Here is an 18,826-nt window from a genome sequence, read left to right on the forward strand (position 1 = left end):
ATGTCTGTAAATACCAAAAGGGAAAAGCCTGTCAATACTCAAAACAAACGCGGTCGCCGAATTAATTCTCATCTCTTAGTATGACATAGCAACACAAAATCCGGGGAAGTTGACAGAAAAATTTTAAATGGCTTCGATAACTAGGCGATCGTTGAGAGGTTGCACTGGACGTGCGTTTTGGGGAAACATTTGACTAAACTTAGCTATCTGTGCAGGAGAGGCTTCGATAGGTGTCGCCATTACGCACCAGAGAACATTTTCTGAACAGGGTGGGGTTGTCAGAGAGCCAGAATAAGTAAAAAATCTGTGTTGTGCTGGGAGAAATTGGGAAGCGTCTATATTTATATCCTCTATTCTTTTGTCTGTTCCTTGGTTTTGAGGTGTGGCATCCCAGATAATTTGCAGCGTCGGGTTAAATGCTCCTGCTTGCAAGAAAATACCCATAACGGCTAAGTCGCCAGATTTACTCCGGTGAACTAAATGGAGTTCCATATCATATAATTTCCCATCAACCCGATGTTCGCTGAAGTGATGAAAGTGAAACTGAAGCAGCTCAAATTTTTGGTGAGCATACTTGAGATAACTGCCTGGTTGATAGTTGACTTGGACTGTTTTACCGTTGTTGATTAGGTGTAATGCCGTTGGCTGATAATTGGTAACTAACAAATCTTGACTGCTGCTGTGGACATCTTTCACATCTGCAATCTGCAAATCAATCGGCGTTTGTTTTCTGCCTATTTGGCAAAGGGCAAAGTCAGGGGAAAGCTCACCCCAATGCTCTGGGCCTACTTTGCCGATATATCCCCAGTTTACCGTTTTTGCCCTAGCTGGAGATGTGACACAACTAGAAAATGAGGTTCCCAAGACACTCATACCCAATAATTTCAGTAGTTGCCTTCGATATAAAGTACTACTCATTTCCCTGCGGTTGAAACATACTGCGATATTAAACTAAACGTTGCAAACGGCTGAGACGTTCTGAGTAATTTCTCAAGACATTGAGAGCAAACATTGGTGTTTCTTGGACAGCGAATAAGAACCTTTTCTCATCTAAGTAAGCTAGTTGACAATCAGTTTTAGCGATCGCTGTATAGTTCCGATGATTCACTCCTACTAATATACCTGTACCGAAGATTTCTCCAGCCTCTATTGTTTCTACAACCTTACCGTTGATCAATAAATCAACAGTTCCTTCTACAATACCGTACATATAATCACCCGCTTGTCCTTCTTCAAAGATGACTTGACCTGCTGAAAATACCTGAGGATTGGGTTGCTTTTGAAAGATGGCGATCGTCACTACAGGACTTAACATAAGCACAAACCTAGATTTTTTATTTTTAGCTCCAGCCTTTGGACAGGCAATATCAGAGCAGGAAAAATTATACTACTTTCTGTTGAGGCATCAGCCCCGAAATATGTTTATTAGTATCTAAATTCAACATTTATGCTGTATAAAAATTGACAAGTACTGAAAAAGGTTTGTGGCAATTTGGCAGTTGAAAGACTTTAAACGCTGTTATTTTTTATATATGCAAGGAGTGTAGCAGAAGTTAGCCCAATCTAACAGTTAGGCTGACTTCTGCGCCTTTACTAACATTAATCAACTAGAAATTTTAATATTTTTTATTTGCTAGTTCCTGATTGTGGGTCGCAGCGAATTTCAATCATGAAGCCGTCGGGGTCGTAGAAGTAAACACCTCTACCAGTTGGACGAGTGACGGGGCCATGAGCGATCGCAATTTTATTTTCTCGCACAACTGCCACTGCTTGCTCAAATAACCCAGGATCAATATCAAATGCTAAATGGTAGGCTCTAGTAAAACTTTGTTCTGGGTCTGGGTTTGCTGGTGTTAAATCAGGTGTCCAAAATAAGTCTAGAATTGTACCGTCGGGGGTGGCGAAGTTAGCAACTTTTCCAGTGGCGACAAGTTCCACCAAAGTAGCTGGTACTTCATCGCCTGTGAGTTCATATAATCCCAGGATAGTACCGTAAAAATGGCGGGAAGCCTGCATATCTTTAACATTAAGAGCAATATGATGCACTCTACGCAGATTACCCGGTGAAAGCACGCTGTTTAGGGATTGAGCAGTAGTTACCATAGCAGCAGAAATTTCCCTACATAGATGTAAGTGTAACTATATTTTGAGAGTTTATTATCCATGATAAAAAACAATCATGGCTTTTAAAGCTGAATCAGCAGCAATATTTAAACCAATTCGCAATAGCCTGCGGTATCTCTTACGAGAGGCTAACGCCAACGCCATTCGCTTTTTCCGTGTTGTAATGGGGATTTAGCGCAAAGTCAGAGCGGAGGTTTCCTCCGTATGAACTTTGTAAGACAGACCCCGCCACAACACTTGCGGCTTGATAGAAGCCGGGGATTTAAACCCCTAAACCAATACGGTTCGGTTAAGAGATTTCTTGGTTAAGGCAGGTAGGGGAAGTAAGGGGAGAAGAGAAGCAGGGGAAGAGAAACATTATGAAAATAACCTCTTTTCCTCCCCTGCCTCCTCTGCTTATCCGAACCGTATTGACCCCTAAACCCCATATTTCCAAATTCCTGGGAACTGTCTCCAGTTGAGTAACCGTCATAGGCGGGAAGAGAAAGAACTATCAGGAGTAATGTGTGATGAGTTTCTAATTTCTGCCTCTCCTCGAAAAGCAAATCTTGCTCCCGTATGCTTACCCTTTTCATTCTGGTGTAACGTGGTTAACAATAGGTTGAACATATTTTAAGGAATTCAACCTTATGCCTAGAACTCCAAACGAATACGCCGTACACATGATGTTGGAAAGTGGTCATCGAGAAGAAGTACGGTTTCCCACTATTCAGGAATTCCAAAAATGGTATAGTGGCGAACTAGTACCCAAATCTGGTTCTAGTGATTTTATTAGCGTACCCATCAAGAATATTCAAGGGGAGTATATGGTTGTGCGCCCTTCCCGGATTGTAGCGATCCGAGTAGAACCTGTTTTTAGTTCTAGTGTTGAAAGATTCAACTAAATGATAAGAAAAACCCTTGCTTTGTTTTCCTTAAGTCTGGGAATTGCTTTGGTAAATCCGATCGCAGTAGCCCAGGTGATTGATGTCCCGTCACCACTCCCTAGCAATCCTCAACTACCGTCGCCTGTAACTCGAACTCCCCTTAAACTTGTAGAAATTGGTAACAACTGTGTTACCCAAAATCCTTGTTTGGGTTTCGATGAGCAAATTTTTGGTGTAGGTAGAGCCAGTGACCGCAAAGCGCTATTAGCAGCCATAGACAACAGTTTGCGTTACTTACAAACGAATACCGCCAAACGAATTTATCAGAATTATCCAGTCAGAGGAATTACCCTGAGTCGGGTACGGCGGAGTTTGTTACGTTTCCGTCAACTAGTTGTCAATTCTAGAACTCCCGCCCAGTTGCAAGCTGCGGTGCGACGAGAGTTTGCTTTTTACCAGTCTGTAGGTAATGACGGCAAGGGTACTGTTAAGTTTACTTCTTACTATCAACCAGTTTATAGAGCTAGTCGTGTAAGAACTTCCGTATATAAATATCCTCTATATCGATTACCATCTAATTTCCAGCAATGGTCTAAACCACACCCAACAAGGCTGGAACTGGAAGGTGAAGACGGTTTACAAGGGCATACAGGCCCATTGCGTGGCTCAGAATTGCTGTGGTTTAGCGATCGCCTAGATGCGTACATGGTACAAATTCAAGGTTCTGCCCAAATTCAATTAACTAATGGACAGCGAACCGCGATCGGCTATGCAGGTGGAACCGATTATCCTTGGACTAGTATTGGGCGAGAACTGGCCAAAGATGGCAAACTTCCCTTATCTGGGATGACTATGCCAAAAATGATCAGTTTCTTCCGCCAACAACCAGAGGAATTAAATAACTACTTACCACGTTGGGAAAGATTTGTTTTCTTCCAAGAAACTGGTAGTAGGCCAGCTACTGGTAGTATCAACGTACCAGTAACCCCAGAACGTTCTATTGCCACAGATAAATCTTTAATGCCTCCGGGCGCACTAGCACTTGTTCATACTTCTATTCCCTTTCCCGTCGCTGGTGGAAGAATGGAGTATCGCACTGTCAGCCGCTATGTATTAGATCAAGATACTGGTAATGCGATCAAAGGCCCAGGAAGAGTAGATTACTTCATGGGAACTGGGAAACAAGCAGGCGATCGCGCAGGTGTTACAGGTGGCCATGGTTCACTCTATTATTTGTTGTTGAGGAAATAGGCCAGGAAACAGGGAGCAGGGGAGAATAACAACTCAACACTCACAATTCCCCACTCCCCATTCTCCATTTCCCACTTTCATACATTCAAATAGATGTAAGCCTAACTGCTGAGAAAGTTCTTCGCACACCTTCACTCCTCGCACACTGTTACCTCGAATATCTAAAGGTGGAGAAAACACGGCAATTCCCATCAGATTCGGAACAACTGCCATAATTCCCCCACAAACGCCGCTTTTTGCCGGAATACCGACTTTATAAGCCCACTCTCCAGCAAAGTTGTACATCCCACAGGTGTACATGACGCTGAGGATATCTTTTATATATCTACTATTTACCGCTTGTTCTCCTGTGATTGGGTTCACACCCCTGTTCGCCAAGGTAGCGGCCATCACCGCCAGATCGTGACAGTTAACCATCACAGCGCATTGCTGAAAATATAGGTCTAATGCTTCTTCTATATTTCTATCTATCATGCCAAAGTTGAGCATGAGATGTGCCATCGCCCGATTACGGTGTCCTGTACTGCGTTCGGAGGTAAATACGGAAATATCAACAAACACATCATGACCAATATATCGGCGAAACATTTCTAGTACCCGATTGAGGCGTTCCGTTGCCCCAGCCCCTTTGATTAAACTAGTGGTGGCGATCGCCCCAGCATTGACCATTGGGTTATAAGGTCGCTTCGACTGCTCATCCAAAATAATCGCGTTAAATGCTTCCCCTGTTGGTTCTACACCAACCCTAGTCAACACATAATCCCGTCCATGATCTTCTAACGCTAGTCCGTAGGCGAAAACTTTAGAAATAGACTGGATAGTAAATAGTTGTTGATAATCTCCTACCTGATAAACCTGACCATCCACTGTAACGATGGAAATACTAAACAGGTCTGGGTTGACTTTGGCCAGCTCTGGTATGTAGTTCGCTACTATCCCCTCTTTGAGTGACTTGTATTTAGAATGCAAATCGTTGATCACCTTTAATAGGGGAGAGGGACGTATTTCTAAATCTCCTTGATTGGCTTGATCGCTCATCAGCTAATAGCTTGCTCTCAAAAATTGCGTTTTATTAAGTAATTTGGGGCTTTTGGAGTAAAAGTTATATTTTATACATTTAAAAGTTAATCTACTCAAACTAAAGCCCAGTTTTTCATTATCTCACTATATAATTCAGGTTTTACTTAAAAATAAATAAGCTACAAAAGTAAGCAGTTTTTTTTACTTAGCTTTACTGTGGTCAATTGTCATTGGCATCACGTTTTTTTTACTAATTTGAGAGTAGTATTACATATCTATGTATCATAAAAATTAGCTGAGGATAAATACTCACTAGTATTTGTCCTTAAAATATTTATCTCTGTAACTATTGACATATATCAGGTGTAAGCTAATATAAAGGAAATATGAACATAGCTTAACTCAGTAGGTTTAACATAACTTTTTTGTATTATAATTGATTATTATAATGTCTATCAGATAAAATAATAAGTTAGAGAATACACATATTGTCTAAGCAATAATGCTGTCATTTATGACAATTTTTATGGCAATTTTTGTCCAGGAAATTGTTAAGTTTTGTTAAGAAAACCTTGGTAGATCGAAAAAAACGCTACATGGGTGAAATCCGCATTTGAACAAGGTTTCACGCTTATTATCAGAAAACAAATTTGGGAAAAGCGCCGATCCCTACGATAAAACCCTGATCCCCAACGCCAGAAGTTCATGTTAGTCTGATGCGAGTTATAAAACAGAAAGTGAAAGCGGAACGAGTTTGCATTTTTAGGAGTTGCCACTAAAAGTGAAGCAAATTCTTATGAGTTAACAAAACTGCTGTTCTACAGTCGCTTTAAAAATCGGACGCATGAATCAAAGACATTTGTGGACTATTGTTGCCCTATCTGTAACTGTTTTGGGTACGCCCGCAGTCGGTCGGACTCAAACTACTAAAGCTACAGCACCAGCACAGCAAATCCTAGCTAGTGATGCAGTCAAGGTAGGAGAGTTTCAATCATCAGAAGGGAAAAGAACCTCGGATGCTGTGATTACGAGCATTCATCCTCATAACCTTGGAGGTCGTAGGGCGGCAACCCTATTTATTCGGAAAATTCCAGTTCTTACCTTTGTGAGTTCTAACCCAGTTGCCAGCGTGGAGACAAAAGTAGGAGCAATTGGAGATAATGAGGGCGTGCAACCGTACGCCCTTAATACTGAGAAATCAGTTCAGGTGGCAAGTCTGGGGAATTTAGCAGATGCCAGAATCCAGAACCGTTCGCAAAACGACGATCCCGTTAAAAGAGCTAGTTTAGTAGCAGCAAAAATCAATCAGCTCATCAGGGATAATGTCAAGGCTGACCAGATTACTGTAAGTTGGAAGGGTGCAGACTCTTCATTAGTTGCCTCTCAATCTCAAAATAAAAGTTCTTCCAGTCAGCAAAAGTCAGAGCGCTACACCATCAAAGTCAAGAATCAAGAATTGGTGGAAATTAATCAAAACACAAGGCTAGCAGATTCCACCAACAACCTTGCTAACGATGCGTTGCAAGCAACTAATCGTCTCCGCAGACTTGTAGGTAATGCTTCGCCTCTCAAAGAAATCGCTAATTTACCAGCACGCTCACCAAAGCGTTCGTCAAACCCAATAGCAAATCTGCCGCAGCGAATTGCTAGCAGTATTAGACTCAGTTTTCAGGGGATAGCTTCCTTTTATGGACGTGGAGATGGGTTTGCTGGCAGACCAACTGCTACTGGTGAGAGATTTAATCCAGAAGCCATGACTGCTGCTCATCGTAGCTTACCTTTCGGCACAAGAGTTCGTGTTACCAATACCCGCAACGGTCGTTCTGTAGTGGTGCGAATCAACGACCGGGGCCCATTTACTCGCGGCCGAGTGATTGATTTATCCACAGGTGCAGCCAGAGTGTTAGGAATGATCGGTAGTGGTGTTGCACCAGTCAGGATTGAAGTTTTGGGAAGATAGAGATTAGGGATTGGCAAGGGAAAATGAGGGGATAGGGAAAGCAGGAGACCAGTATCCCCCATGACCCAGTACCCAATTCCTAATACCCAACCCCCAATTCCTCTAGTTCACTCATCTCTTACCCCTATTTCAGATATAAACTAACGGGGGAGAGGTTCAATGAGGAACTAGGGGTATTTTTTTGTGCGCCTGTTGACAACAGTTGCGGCTTTACGCTGCTATTTAAATAAACGTCGCTGGGAAAGTCGGCTGACAGCATCAGAAGAACAGATACTAGATAGTATGACTAGCTGGTATCAAACTGCGATTGGCCTGGTGCCAACAATGGGGAGTTTACATCAAGGCCATTTGAGCCTGATTGAACGAGCGCGGCACGAAAACTCTACTGTAATTGTGAGTATTTTTATCAATCCTCTGCAATTTGGCCCAAATGAGGATTATGGAAGGTATCCCCGCACTTTAGAACAAGACCGACAATTGTGCGAGCAAGGGGGAGTTGATGCGATTTTTGCCCCTTCTCCGGAAGAATTAGGCATACCTCAGAAAAATATACAAGAATCTCAAGTTACACAAGTAATCCCTCCATCTGTTATGATATCTGGCTTGTGTGGTCATTCTCGGTTAGGTCACTTTCAGGGTGTGGCGACGATTGTGACCAAGCTTTTGAACTTGGTACAACCTGACCGAGCTTATTTCGGTCAAAAAGATGGTCAGCAGTTAGCTGTGATTAAACGGCTGGTGGCTGATTTAGATTTGCCTGTAGAAATTGTTGCTTGTCCCACTGTGCGGGAAGCATCGGGTTTAGCCTGTAGCTCTCGCAACCAGTATTTAACTGCTCAAGAAAAACAGCAAGCAGCAGTATTGTATCGTGGCTTGCTGCAAGCTGAGGCTGCATTTAAGGCAGGTGTCCGCTATAGCAGTAGGTTGCGAGAAGTGGTACGGCAGGAATTAGCCAAGGTTAGTAGTGTTTTAGTGGAATATATAGAATTGGTTGAACCGACTACGTTAATGCCATTAGATAAAATTCAGGAGGAAGGAATGCTGGCGATCGCTGCTCGTCTTGGCTCTACACGTTTGATTGACAATACCATTTTGCGCGATCGCCAACCTATCATCGCTATTGATGGGCCAGCCGGTGCAGGAAAATCCACCGTGGCTCGTCAAGTAGCAACTAAACTCGGTCTAGTGTATCTAGATACAGGAGCGATGTATCGTGCTGTGACTTGGTTGGTGCTACAACAGGGTATTGCCATTGACGATGATTGCGCGATCGCTGAATTAGCGAGCAAGTGTAAAATCGAGCTAACTCCTAGCCAAGATTTACAATCTCCGGTGCGTGTTTGGATTAATGATACTGATGTTACCCAGAACATTCGCACGATTGAGGTGACTTCTCAAGTATCGGCGATCGCTGCTCAAGCTGCTGTACGTCAAGCGCTAGTGAAGCAACAACAACGCTGGGGTAAACGCGGTGGACTGGTAGCTGAAGGTAGAGATATTGGTACTCACGTATTTCCTGACGCTGAAGTAAAAATCTTTTTAACCGCCTCCGTGGGTGAACGCGCTCGTCGTCGCCAGCAAGACTTTCAAAAACAAGGTCAACCAGAAGTCAGTCTAGAACAGCTAGAAAAAGACATCGCTGAACGCGATTGGAAAGATAGCACTCGCAAAGTTTCCCCTCTACAAAAAGCAGCAGATGCAGTTGAACTGCAAACAGATGGACTCAGCATATCGGATGTTGCTAGCCAAATTGTTGATTACTACCAACAACGCTTGTCTCAATGGTAGTCATGGTCAACTGTTGTTAGTTTTGGATTTTTTCAACTTATTAGGGAGTAAGTGTACAACATTGACTCCCTATTTTTTATGCTATGGCCGTAGCCAGATAGATTAGGACATCAAGCTAAGATAAAATCTTCAGCTATAAGGGGACAGGGCTTTTTGATATCTAATCTCAGATTCATGACACAAACCCTCCACAGCCTTTTATCTTGATGCTAGTTAGTGAAAATTTTAACTGTCTTAAAATATCATTCATCTAACTTTAGATAGATTAGAAAACTATTCAATCCTATTTCTAAAGATGGAAGTTTCTGAAATTAGGAGATATCTAAATAGATTTGTAGAGAACAATTTCTTGATTAAATCAATTACTTTTATTAACCTACTTAGTAGCTGTGCGTAAATATATCCCCGATTTTTTTGAAAGATCGGGGATATATCGCCTGATAAGTAATTTCAATCATCTTGCACCCCACATTGCTAATAAGATGAGTTATGAAGGTGTAAGCTTAGTAGTCCCTTTGCTGAGAGATGGAGACGAAAGCTTAAAAGTCTTATGCTGTTCATCAATAATTTTCATACTGACAGACTTTAATCAAGGTTAACCCCAAATGTATTAGCCGTGTTTATTTATAGTCATTGATTGACCGGATTTTGACTTATTAAAAAACTACTTTGTCTGAATCTTCACTTTGGTAGTAGAATGACGATGTTAAGTTTTATATCCCAGGATTTAAGGATATAAAACTAGTCAGCACCAAACCTGTAATTTCCCAGGCTGCTGCAATAGCTTTTAAATGGAAACTGCTAAAGAGAGGACTTCACAAAATGGCATTTGTACAGGAACCACTACCCTACGACTTTAATGCTTTAGAGCAGTATGGCATGAAAGGTGAAACCTTCGAGTATCACTACGGCAAACATCACAAAGCTTATGTAGATAACCTGAACAAGCTCACCGATGGTACAGAATTGGCTGATAAATCCTTAGAAGAAGTCATCCAAATTGCCTTTAAGGATGCCTCTAAAGCTGGAATCTTTAACAACGCTGCTCAAGTGTGGAACCACACCTTCTTCTGGAATTCTTTAAAGCCCGCAGGTGGCGGCGCGCCTACAGGTGAATTCGCAGCCAAAATTAACCAAGACTTTGGTAGCTTCGACAAATTGAAAGAAGAATTTTCCAACGCTGCTGCAACTCAGTTCGGTAGCGGATGGGCTTGGCTAATTGATGATGGCGGTACACTGAAAGTCACTAAAACTCCAAACGCCGAAAATCCCCTGGCTCATGGACAAAAAGCACTCTTAACCTTGGATGTCTGGGAACACGCCTACTACATCGACTTCAGAAATGCTCGCCCAGCTTTTATCAAGAACTACTTAGATAACTTGGTTAACTGGGACTTTGCTGCTGCGAATTATGCTAAAGCTTAGTTGTCCAGTCAGATGAGGGCTGTTGCTGAATCTCTCCAGCAGCAATAATTAATTTTTCTTCAACAAAACAAGCAGTCACGATTGAGTCGTGGCTGCTTTGCTCTCTAGTTATTTGCCAGTTCCTACAGGCTACCGTGTACACACAAGTACTATCTGCAAGGGTTTCAAGCAGTAAAGACCCTTTTAACTGTCATTACGAGCGGAGCGAAGTAATCGCATCATCCTGTAGTTTTTGTGATTGCTTCGTCGTTCCTCCTCGCAATGACAGGCTTCCAGAGCGATCGCACAGCCTAGAGCTAGACGACGAAACCAAGCGTTAGGCGTTATTTCAAGACTTGTGTGTACACCGTAGGTTCCTACAGGAGGAAGTTTGCAGAGGGTGTCGCAGACAAAGCAGAAGTTATAAACACTATGATGCTTGAGTTTATTTCTTGTCTTCTGTTCCTCACTTACTCGCAAATTGCTGTATTTTCTGTAGGAGTAGATTTTGAATTTTCAATTAGTATTACATATCCTAAAAGTAGTTGGACAATCAACATCAGAAATATATGGATAGCAAACAACTGGCTCAATACATGGAATCCACTGATAGCATTGCTAAACCTTGGCTATTGGTGCAACTACGCTTGAAAAAATTACAAGAACACCGAGATACTATTCCCGCAAATGTCTACGCTGAGGAATTAGCAGATATTCACGAAGATTTAATGAATTTGGGTGAATGGTGGCGTGGTGTTGAAGATGAGGTTTTTTGATGAGTCAGCTCTGCGAGGGAGAGGAAAATATCCTTTCAGGTTTTGCAGGATAGTCAGAATGGTTTTTTGAGTTTGGTCACGCTGTACTAGTATTCTGCCACGGGAGTATTTACAGATAAGCGTGTTATTAGTAAGCACTTTAGTGCTTAAATGTTTGAGTACTAAAGTGCTTACTATAAATTTAGTAAACTTTCGCCGTTGAATACTCCAGCAATCACAATCTATTTCAGCTTCCTGTAAATTGAAAACATAGTAGAAGTCAAGTTACATTTGATACATTCTTAAAAAGAATCTCGTGTATAAGAAAGCTACAATCGCTCTATAAAATAGATTATTTAACGATTATTTATCTGAATATTTACCTAAGTACGCAAATAGTAGTTATAGCAATATTCGTCACTGCTACTTATGAAGGCAATTGGAAATACTCATGACCAGAAGCATTGAGATTTGCTAACGTAGTCTTAACATATTGAAAAATTTCTGCTAATTGGCACTAATCTAACGTGCTAAGTATTTCTCTTTTATTTAAGTGTGATGTGCTGGTCTGTGAGAAATCGAGTATTTTTATTCAGAGAGGGTTATGGTTATAAATTTTGCTCGAACATCTGCTTCCACCGAACTATTAAAGCAAGTATTTCAGACAATTGATGCTCAAAGTTGTCCGAAGTTATTTAATTTTCATATGCACACTGTTTATTCGGATGGTAGATTGCAGCCAAGTGTGTTGATGGAGCAGGCGATCGCTATCGGACTACAAGGTTTTGCAATCACTGATCATCATACTGTAGGTGGGTATGAAGCAGCGCAAGCTTGGTTAGAAAACTGGAAATGGAACAATCCGGGTGTAACAACTCCTCACCTGTGGAGTGGTGTAGAAATTAATGCCAATTTATTGGATGTAGAGGTTCACATTTTGGCTTATGCTTTCCAGCCAGAACATTTTAGTCTGAAACCTTATCTGCAAAGAAAGATAACAACCGATAGAGAATATCAAGCAGGTAACGTAATTGAGGCCATTCATGCAGCCGGAGGGATAGCGGTATTGGCGCATCCAGCACGTTATCGAAAATCTCACTTCGATTTGATTCCGGCGGCTGCTGGATATGGGATTGATGGTGTAGAAACATATTACGCCTACAACAACCCCAACCCGTGGAAACCCAGTGTGATTGAATCAGAACAAATACAAAATCTAGCCAAAGAGTATGGCATTTTCAATACTTGCGGTACTGATACCCACGGTTTAAGCTTACTCCAACGGTTATAAAGATGCGTTCCGCTTGCACAAAACTCCTGGTGTAAACAGCCAGGGGCGACTAATCACAAGTGCTACGATGAGTATCACAGTCACTTCCTAATCTTGAAAAATCATAATGTTACCAGAATAACAAGCTACCCAAACTTCTCTAGTTTGTGGATCGTAAGTAATACCGATGGGATCAGGTTCAACTTTGACTTTTTGTAATACCTTCATGTCACTAGTCCGAACCTTACTAACCGTATCTTCACCGTAGTTCACAACATAAAGTGTTTGACCATTAGCTGATAAAACCATACTCCGGGGAGCATTACCTGTAGCGATTTTCTTGACTAAATTACCTTGAGGCAAGCTGATTTTAGCAATTTTGCCTTCACCATTTAAAGAAGCATAAAGATATTTACCCGCAGGATCAATATTCAAGTGACGCGGCGAACTACCAATGTTCCGCAGCCACTGTACAGAAAAATCTCTCAAGTTAACTTTAGCAATGTTGTAAGACCCCATAACAGCGACGTAGGCTGTTTCGGAAGCTGGATCAACGACAATTCCGCGAGGATAGGGGCCTAATTTGATCCGTTTAATTTCTTGATTTTGATTAATATCTACCACACTCAAATCCCAAGAACACCAGTTGCTCACCAGTATTAGGTTCTCATCGGTAGAAGTAGCCACAAATTTTGGTACAGAACCAACTGGAATAACTCTGTCTATCTTGAGGGTTTCTGTATTAATGCGATATAAAAAACTCTTATCTGTCTTCTGAGATGGATGACATTTATCACTACCGGGGTTATTAAAACCAGGGCCGTACATTTGATAGTTAGATATCCAAGCATACTTGCCATTATGGGAAAAACTAGCTTCAACTGGAGCGCCTCGATACTTACCCTTGAAGCGGGAATGACCATATTTAGATAAATCCACTTCGTCGGGGATAACTTTAACTAATTCATAGTTGCGGTCATATACAGTAATTGTGTGGTTATACATCATATTTTGGGCAAAGAATAAACCATTACCCGAATAAACCACTGATTTAGGAGAAATTTTCCCAGAAATAGTTTTGATTAGCCGCATTTTTTGTGAGGGACTGGGAGGCGCAGCTGATTGGGGTGATATTTTTACCTGATTTTGTGGCTGCTGTGTTAAAAAAGGTTCGAGGGTAGTTTTTTGAGGTAACGAAGCCGCTAATTTTCTGGTACTTGATGCTAAAACTGATGATGTTTGTGGCCCGACAATCCCATCAACAACGAGCCGATTAGCTTGTTGAAATTGAATTACAGCTGCTTGGGTTGCAGCATCAAAATTTCCAGTAATCGCTCCTTGATAGTACCCATCGGCTTGTAGTTTTTCTTGCAAAGACATGACCCTATCGCTAATATCACCCTGTTTGAGAGAAGATTTAGACGTAGCTATTTGGGGATCTGTGATACTAGATTCTGATACACCTATACTAGATTCTAAAGCTGCCAAGGTTGCTGCCCCAACAATTCCATCAGCCTTTAAACCATTAGCTTGTTGAAATCTCTTCACAGCTGCTTCAGTGACAGAACCAAAATATCCTGTGGCAACTTGGGGAAAATATCCGCTTGCTCGCAACTTTTGCTGGAGTGATGCTACCTGAGGATTTCTGTGACCTTTTTTCAAAGCAGCCACAGTAGGAAGACACCAATTTAAAGAACCCATTGCAAAAGAAGCCACCAACATTAAAGCGCTACTCTGGTTCTTTGTCCAAGGTATTTCTGGGGAAGATTCATCTGTGGTAGATGTTTCATAAGTCTCAGCCAAATGCAAATAAGCAAGTGTGTCCATAGTTCAGGGAATCACTAAGACTCTGGTAAATTTAGTAAAAATTATAACTCATTGCATCAATTGTACTGACAAAATTCCGGTCTTCTGATGACCAATTTGCTGATATGCTATGTATAAATTGCTGTGAATAAATAGAATGAGTGCGATCGCTACTATTAGTTGCAGTCAGTTCTAGTAAATGAATAGCTAGCTTCAGAATAATGGACTGAATCTTCAGCTTCCAGAGCCTGGTGGGGCATAGATTTTTTATTCTCATTATTTATGACTGTGACAATTCCTCCCAAAAAACGCAAATTACCCACCCAAGCTATAGGTGCTAAGATTTTCCACTCTGTTAATATCGTTAGCTTGTTCCTCATGCTCACCAGTGGACTGCAAATTTACAACGCCAATCCCGTTTTTGGTGGCCGCGCTGGCTTACACATTCCGCCAATATTTACCTTAGGTGGGTGGTTAGCTGGAGGTAGACATTGGCATTTTGCTGCCATGTGGTTATTCTCTTTAAATCTTTTGTGGTACGGATTTTATATATTATTTACTCAACGCTGGCGACATCGATTTGTAGGTGCTAATGACATCAAAGCATTGCAAAAAAGCCAAAATAATAAACGTTTAATATACGCCTGGCATCGCATTATCTACACATCGATAATTCCCATATTGCTGCTAGCTCTACTGACTGGCATAGGTATGTATAAACCTGCTCAATTCCCTTGGATTGTCGATATGTTTGGTAATTGGCAAAGTCTACGAATTGTTCATTTTGCCTCAGTACCGATGGTAATTATATTTGTCATAGTTCACTCTTTATTAGGACGTAAAGCAGGTGGTGAAGAATTAACAGAGTCCATGTTCTGGTAAAGTCTAGTCAATTGGTATTGAAAATATGGGTTTAATTCATATTCGTCGTCTACAATTAACACGCCGACAGTTTCTGCAACTTTCTGGAATGTCAAGTGTAAGTCTGCTATTAGGTGGCTGTGGTACACCAGCTTTAGAAGATTTAGTGGGTACAGTTTCTCAACCACTCAACCAAAAAGTAGAAAAGTTAATATTTAATCCTCAAAAGTTAGTACCAGAATTTTCCCCAAGTGAAATCCAACCAGAAGGATTAATAGTTAATAGCTTTCGTTCTACACCGATTATTGATGTCGATAAATATCGTTTAATTGTGGACGGGGAAGTTAATCATCCTCTAAATATCAGTATGGCAGAAATCCAAAACTTGCCCTTGACTTCCATGATTATACGCCATGTTTGTGTGGAAGGTTGGGCGGCGATCGTGCAGTGGGGTGGTGTACAGCTAAGAGAGATTATTGCCCTCGCGCAACCAAAAGAAAATGTGCAGTATGTTTATTTCAAATCTGCTGATGGTTACTATGAAAGTTGGGATATTGCCTCAGCTTTGCATCCCCAAACATTATTAGCTTATGAAAAAAATGGTGAATCTTTACCCATTGATAATGGCGCGCCTTTACGTTTAGCTGCACCAATTAAACTTGGTTATAAGCAGAGTAAATGGGTAACTCAGATTACTTTGGCTAGTCATTTATCAATATTTAAAGGTTATTGGGAAGACAAGGGTTATGAATGGTTTGCAGGAATTTAAATTTTATATCGGACTCATACTTGATTTTTGAAATTTAGGTAGGGCAATGCTTACCTTATCATGGTTTTGGTGGGCAATGCCCACCCTACAGATACTGAGAATTTTATACCTAATTACCTAACAAATAAAATGATTTTTTTCGATAAACTACATCAAAATATATCGCAAAATCAGAGTTTACTTTTTGTTGGACTTGACCCAAACCCTGAAATGATGCCCGGACGCTATAGCTCTCAGGATATCATAGATGGATTGTGGGATTGGTTGCAATTTATTATTGCTGAAACTGCTGATTTTGTTTGTGCATATAAGCCAACATTAGGTTTTTATGAAGCCTTGGGTGTTCCTGGTTTAGAACTGTTACAAAAAACTTTAGCTGCTATTCCTAGCCATATTCCCATCATTTTAGATGCTAAACATAGCGATTTAAATACAAGTACTATTTTTGCCAAGACTGTATTCACACAATGGGGGGTAGATGCAATTACTCTCAGCCCATATACAGGACAAGATCATGTGGCTCCATTTTTAGTTTATCCTGATAAAGCTGTGTTTATTCTATGTTCTACATCTAACCCTGGTGCAGAGGCTTTACAGCAATATCCAACAAGAGAATCACCCCTTTATTTACAAGTTGTACAAGAGTCCAAAAATTGGGGTACTCCAGAACAATTAGGTCTAGAAGTTGGCACTACAAATGCTGAAGTTTTGGCAAGAATTCGCCAAGTTGCGCCGGAAAGAATGATTATGGTACGCAGTATTTGGGCTGAAGGAGGCAATTTAAACCGCATTTTAGAAGTTGGTTTAAATACTGATGGTAATGGTTTGTTAATTCCTGTTCCCCAAGATATGTTAGCAAGTGCAAATTTATCTAAGGAAATTCAATCTCTACGTGCAGAAATTAATCAGGTGAGGGATATAACTGTTCGTGATGTTGCTAGCTGTTCTGTATGGCTACCTGATGTTTTTACTGTTAAGCAACACCCTCTACATGATTTAATTTTGCAGCTATACGATATTGATTGCATTATGTTTGGTAATTTTGTCCAAGCATCCGGTGCGGTGTTTCCTTACTATATAGACTTACGTAAAATTATTTCTAATCCTCAGGTATTTAATCAAGTACTTAGTGGCTATGAAAATATTGTTAAAAATCTCACTTTCGATAGGTTGGCAGGTATTCCTTATGGTTCTTTACCAACAGCAACTGGTTTAGCTTTGCGTCTCAATTGTCCGATGATTTTTCCGCGTAAAGAAGTGAAAGCCCACGGAACTCGGAGGTTAATAGAAGGTAATTTTCGTACTGGTGAAGTAGTGGTAGTAGTTGATGATATTCTCATCAGTGGTAAGAGTGTGATGGAAGGGGCAGATAAGTTAAAATCAGCAGGGTTAAACGTTCATGATATTGTAGTATTTATTGACCACGAGCAAGGTGTGAAAGATAAGTTACAAGCAAATGGGTATCGGGGTCATGCAGTTTTAACTATTTCGGAAATTACTAGTGTTTTACACCAAGCAGGGCGGATAAATGATGAGCAGTTTTTGGCTCTAACTGCTGAATAAATCTGAATTTGTCAGTTGTTAGTAGTCAGTAGTCAGTGGTCAATAATTTTTAATGCTGCTTCTGTAAGAATAAGGATTTAAAGTAAGTAGAAAAACAACTGTTAATTGACATTAACTATAAGATTCATACTCGATCTATAAAATTTATGTAGGGTGGGTATTACCCATCGGCTCATGGTTTTGGTGGGCAATACCCAGCCTACACATACTTATATTTTTCAACAATCAAATCTGATTTATATATGAATATTTCACTCAATCAATTGATTAAATGGTTAATAATAACCCTACTGTTTCCTCTGGTTTGTTTAAATGGTTGGTTAGTTTTTGCATTTTTCCAGTATTTTCAACCGTTAGTGACAATATTTGTCCTGGCAATATTACTGGCATTTGTTTTAAACTACCCTGTTTCTGCTCTTCAGAAACGGGGTATTAAACGTAGTAATGCAGTAGGATTAGTTTTTGTTCTGACTGTGATTATTTTAATTGCTTCAGGTGTCACCTTATTACCCATAGCAATAGAGCAATTCCATGAAATTGCTAAAATTTTACCCTTATGGATTGATTCTAGCCAAGAAAAACTACAAAACTTAAACGATTGGGCTATTGGTCAACATTTCAAGTTGAATATAGGGCAGATATTAACACGGATTATTGATAAAATTCCTGATGAATTGGAGTCTGTTTCTAATCAAACTTTTAAGATTATTGTAGAAACAGTTGATAGTATATCCGAAGCTATAGTTACAGTTGTGATCACTTTTTATCTGTTAGTAGATGGGCAAAGAATTTGGGAAGGAATATTTAAAAAATTACCGATGTCTTTGGCTCAAAAGTTAAAACAATCTATTCAGAAGAATTTTCAAAATTATTTGATTGGACAAGGGACTTTAGCTTTACTGATGGGAACCTCTCAAACTCTTTTGTTTTTAGCTTTTCAAGTGCAGTTTGGGTTACTGTTTGGCTTAGGAGTTGGGTTTTTAAGCTTAATTCCTTTCGGTGATGTTGTTAGCTTGATTGTGATTACTTTAATCGTAGCTACCCATGACTTTTGGTTAGCGTTGAAGATTTTAGCAGTAGCAGTTGTCATTGATCAAATTATTGATCAGGCGATCGCACCCCGCCTTTTAGGTAGTTTTACAGGACTGCGACCTATTTGGGTGTTAGTTTCTTTGCTTGTGGGGACATACATTGGCGGTTTGCTAGGATTGCTAATTGCTGTCCCTGTCGCTGGTTTAATCAAAGATGCAGTCGATGGTTTCCCATCCTTAACTACTGGTATTGAGAACGTTTTACCGACCGAAACCACGACAGAAGTCTTAAGTCCAGAATCAACGTCATCATGAGGTGATGTAACTATTTTTATATAGGCGATTAGCAAAGCTAGGC

The 18,826-nt window shown here is 40.6% G+C and carries 17 protein-coding genes; 11 read left to right on the forward strand and 6 right to left on the reverse strand.

Annotated features, from left to right (window positions below; all coding sequences use genetic code 11):
* Positions 1-123 precede the first annotated feature (123 nt).
* The 3 genes from ACN222_RS14630 to ACN222_RS14640 all read right to left on the reverse strand — a co-directional run bounded on the left by ACN222_RS14630 (position 124) and on the right by ACN222_RS14640 (position 2,103).
* Complete coding sequence (locus ACN222_RS14630; RefSeq protein ID WP_010997080.1) at positions 124-918, reverse strand: carbonic anhydrase; 795 nt, start codon at positions 916-918, stop codon at positions 124-126.
* Between the two features lie 28 nt (positions 919-946).
* On the reverse strand, positions 947-1,315 hold the full coding sequence (locus ACN222_RS14635; RefSeq protein ID WP_010997081.1) for a cyclic nucleotide-binding domain-containing protein: 369 nt from the start codon (positions 1,313-1,315) through the stop codon (positions 947-949).
* 311 nt (positions 1,316-1,626) lie between these two features.
* Positions 1,627-2,103, reverse strand: a complete 477-nt coding sequence (locus ACN222_RS14640) for a VOC family protein (protein ID WP_010997082.1) — start codon at positions 2,101-2,103, stop codon at positions 1,627-1,629.
* A 650-nt stretch (positions 2,104-2,753) separates the two neighbouring features.
* Between ACN222_RS14640 and ACN222_RS14645 the strand changes: the two genes are divergently transcribed.
* Both ACN222_RS14645 and ACN222_RS14650 read left to right on the forward strand, forming a co-directional pair.
* Positions 2,754-3,008: a hypothetical protein gene (locus tag ACN222_RS14645; RefSeq protein ID WP_010997083.1), complete on the forward strand. Its 255-nt coding sequence runs from the start codon at positions 2,754-2,756 to the stop codon at positions 3,006-3,008.
* Positions 3,009-4,241, forward strand: coding sequence for a murein transglycosylase A (locus ACN222_RS14650; protein WP_010997084.1), 1,233 nt, complete (start codon positions 3,009-3,011; stop codon positions 4,239-4,241).
* A 33-nt stretch (positions 4,242-4,274) separates the two neighbouring features.
* Here ACN222_RS14650 and glsA read toward each other — a convergent pair whose 3' ends face one another.
* Positions 4,275-5,279, reverse strand: a complete 1,005-nt coding sequence (gene glsA / locus ACN222_RS14655) for a glutaminase A (RefSeq protein ID WP_010997085.1) — start codon at positions 5,277-5,279, stop codon at positions 4,275-4,277.
* 826 nt (positions 5,280-6,105) lie between these two features.
* Here glsA and ACN222_RS14660 point away from each other — a divergent pair.
* The 3 genes from ACN222_RS14660 (at position 6,106) to ACN222_RS14670 (ending at position 10,434) form a co-directional block, all read left to right on the forward strand.
* Positions 6,106-7,221: a septal ring lytic transglycosylase RlpA family protein gene (locus ACN222_RS14660; RefSeq protein WP_010997086.1), complete on the forward strand. Its 1,116-nt coding sequence runs from the start codon at positions 6,106-6,108 to the stop codon at positions 7,219-7,221.
* Between the two features lie 183 nt (positions 7,222-7,404).
* Entirely contained in the window at positions 7,405-9,009 is a 1,605-nt protein-coding gene (locus ACN222_RS14665; RefSeq protein WP_010997087.1) for a bifunctional pantoate--beta-alanine ligase/(d)CMP kinase, read from the forward strand.
* An 822-nt stretch (positions 9,010-9,831) separates the two neighbouring features.
* Positions 9,832-10,434, forward strand: coding sequence for a superoxide dismutase (locus tag ACN222_RS14670; RefSeq protein ID WP_010997089.1), 603 nt, complete (start codon positions 9,832-9,834; stop codon positions 10,432-10,434).
* Between the two features lie 183 nt (positions 10,435-10,617).
* Here ACN222_RS14670 and ACN222_RS14675 read toward each other — a convergent pair whose 3' ends face one another.
* Positions 10,618-10,893 carry a hypothetical protein gene (locus ACN222_RS14675; RefSeq protein WP_126987049.1) on the reverse strand — a complete coding sequence of 92 codons (276 nt, stop codon included), beginning with the start codon at positions 10,891-10,893 and terminating at the stop codon, positions 10,618-10,620.
* An 89-nt stretch (positions 10,894-10,982) separates the two neighbouring features.
* Between ACN222_RS14675 and ACN222_RS14680 the strand changes: the two genes are divergently transcribed.
* Positions 10,983-11,189 carry a hypothetical protein gene (locus ACN222_RS14680; protein ID WP_010997090.1) on the forward strand — a complete coding sequence of 69 codons (207 nt, stop codon included), beginning with the start codon at positions 10,983-10,985 and terminating at the stop codon, positions 11,187-11,189.
* A 583-nt stretch (positions 11,190-11,772) separates the two neighbouring features.
* Complete coding sequence (locus ACN222_RS14685; protein ID WP_010997091.1) at positions 11,773-12,459, forward strand: PHP domain-containing protein; 687 nt, start codon at positions 11,773-11,775, stop codon at positions 12,457-12,459.
* A gap of 87 nt (positions 12,460-12,546) precedes the next feature.
* On the opposite strand, the gene ACN222_RS14690 is transcribed toward ACN222_RS14685, so the two are convergent.
* Positions 12,547-14,265 carry a peptidoglycan-binding protein gene (locus ACN222_RS14690; RefSeq protein WP_010997092.1) on the reverse strand — a complete coding sequence of 573 codons (1,719 nt, stop codon included), beginning with the start codon at positions 14,263-14,265 and terminating at the stop codon, positions 12,547-12,549.
* A 261-nt stretch (positions 14,266-14,526) separates the two neighbouring features.
* On the opposite strand from ACN222_RS14690, the gene ACN222_RS14695 reads away from it, so the two are divergent.
* The 4 genes from ACN222_RS14695 (at position 14,527) to ACN222_RS14710 (ending at position 18,783) form a co-directional block, all read left to right on the forward strand.
* Positions 14,527-15,126 (forward strand): cytochrome b/b6 domain-containing protein, encoded by a 600-nt coding sequence (locus tag ACN222_RS14695; RefSeq protein WP_044521560.1) that lies wholly within the window; start codon positions 14,527-14,529, stop codon positions 15,124-15,126.
* 25 nt (positions 15,127-15,151) lie between these two features.
* On the forward strand, positions 15,152-15,874 hold the full coding sequence (locus ACN222_RS14700; protein ID WP_010997095.1) for a molybdopterin-binding protein: 723 nt from the start codon (positions 15,152-15,154) through the stop codon (positions 15,872-15,874).
* A 129-nt stretch (positions 15,875-16,003) separates the two neighbouring features.
* Positions 16,004-17,437, forward strand: coding sequence for a bifunctional orotidine-5'-phosphate decarboxylase/orotate phosphoribosyltransferase (locus ACN222_RS14705; RefSeq protein WP_044523080.1), 1,434 nt, complete (start codon positions 16,004-16,006; stop codon positions 17,435-17,437).
* Positions 17,438-17,679: 242 nt separating this feature from the next.
* Complete coding sequence (locus ACN222_RS14710; RefSeq protein WP_010997097.1) at positions 17,680-18,783, forward strand: AI-2E family transporter; 1,104 nt, start codon at positions 17,680-17,682, stop codon at positions 18,781-18,783.
* Positions 18,784-18,826 lie beyond the last annotated feature (43 nt).

The organism is Anabaena sp. FACHB-595, from assembly GCF_048568275.1.
Classification (GTDB): domain Bacteria; phylum Cyanobacteriota; class Cyanobacteriia; order Cyanobacteriales; family Nostocaceae; genus Trichormus.

Excerpts from the sequence above, each read along its gene's own strand:
- ACN222_RS14670 (WP_010997089.1), top strand. The coding sequence starts at position 9,832 with ATGGCATTTGTACAGGAACCACTACCCTACGACTTTAATGCTTTAGAG.
- ACN222_RS14650 (WP_010997084.1), top strand. The coding sequence starts at position 3,009 with ATGATAAGAAAAACCCTTGCTTTGTTTTCCTTAAGTCTGGGAATTGCT.
- ACN222_RS14640 (WP_010997082.1), bottom strand. The coding sequence starts at position 2,103 with ATGGTAACTACTGCTCAATCCCTAAACAGCGTGCTTTCACCGGGTAAT.
- ACN222_RS14680 (WP_010997090.1), top strand. The coding sequence starts at position 10,983 with ATGGATAGCAAACAACTGGCTCAATACATGGAATCCACTGATAGCATT.
- ACN222_RS14630 (WP_010997080.1), bottom strand. The coding sequence starts at position 918 with ATGAGTAGTACTTTATATCGAAGGCAACTACTGAAATTATTGGGTATG.
- ACN222_RS14635 (WP_010997081.1), bottom strand. The coding sequence starts at position 1,315 with ATGTTAAGTCCTGTAGTGACGATCGCCATCTTTCAAAAGCAACCCAAT.
- ACN222_RS14695 (WP_044521560.1), top strand. The coding sequence starts at position 14,527 with ATGACTGTGACAATTCCTCCCAAAAAACGCAAATTACCCACCCAAGCT.
- ACN222_RS14690 (WP_010997092.1), bottom strand. The coding sequence starts at position 14,265 with ATGGACACACTTGCTTATTTGCATTTGGCTGAGACTTATGAAACATCT.
- ACN222_RS14645 (WP_010997083.1), top strand. The coding sequence starts at position 2,754 with ATGCCTAGAACTCCAAACGAATACGCCGTACACATGATGTTGGAAAGT.
- ACN222_RS14710 (WP_010997097.1), top strand. The coding sequence starts at position 17,680 with ATGAATATTTCACTCAATCAATTGATTAAATGGTTAATAATAACCCTA.
- ACN222_RS14685 (WP_010997091.1), top strand. The coding sequence starts at position 11,773 with ATGGTTATAAATTTTGCTCGAACATCTGCTTCCACCGAACTATTAAAG.
- ACN222_RS14705 (WP_044523080.1), top strand. The coding sequence starts at position 16,004 with ATGATTTTTTTCGATAAACTACATCAAAATATATCGCAAAATCAGAGT.
- glsA (WP_010997085.1), bottom strand. The coding sequence starts at position 5,279 with ATGAGCGATCAAGCCAATCAAGGAGATTTAGAAATACGTCCCTCTCCC.
- ACN222_RS14660 (WP_010997086.1), top strand. The coding sequence starts at position 6,106 with ATGAATCAAAGACATTTGTGGACTATTGTTGCCCTATCTGTAACTGTT.
- ACN222_RS14700 (WP_010997095.1), top strand. The coding sequence starts at position 15,152 with ATGGGTTTAATTCATATTCGTCGTCTACAATTAACACGCCGACAGTTT.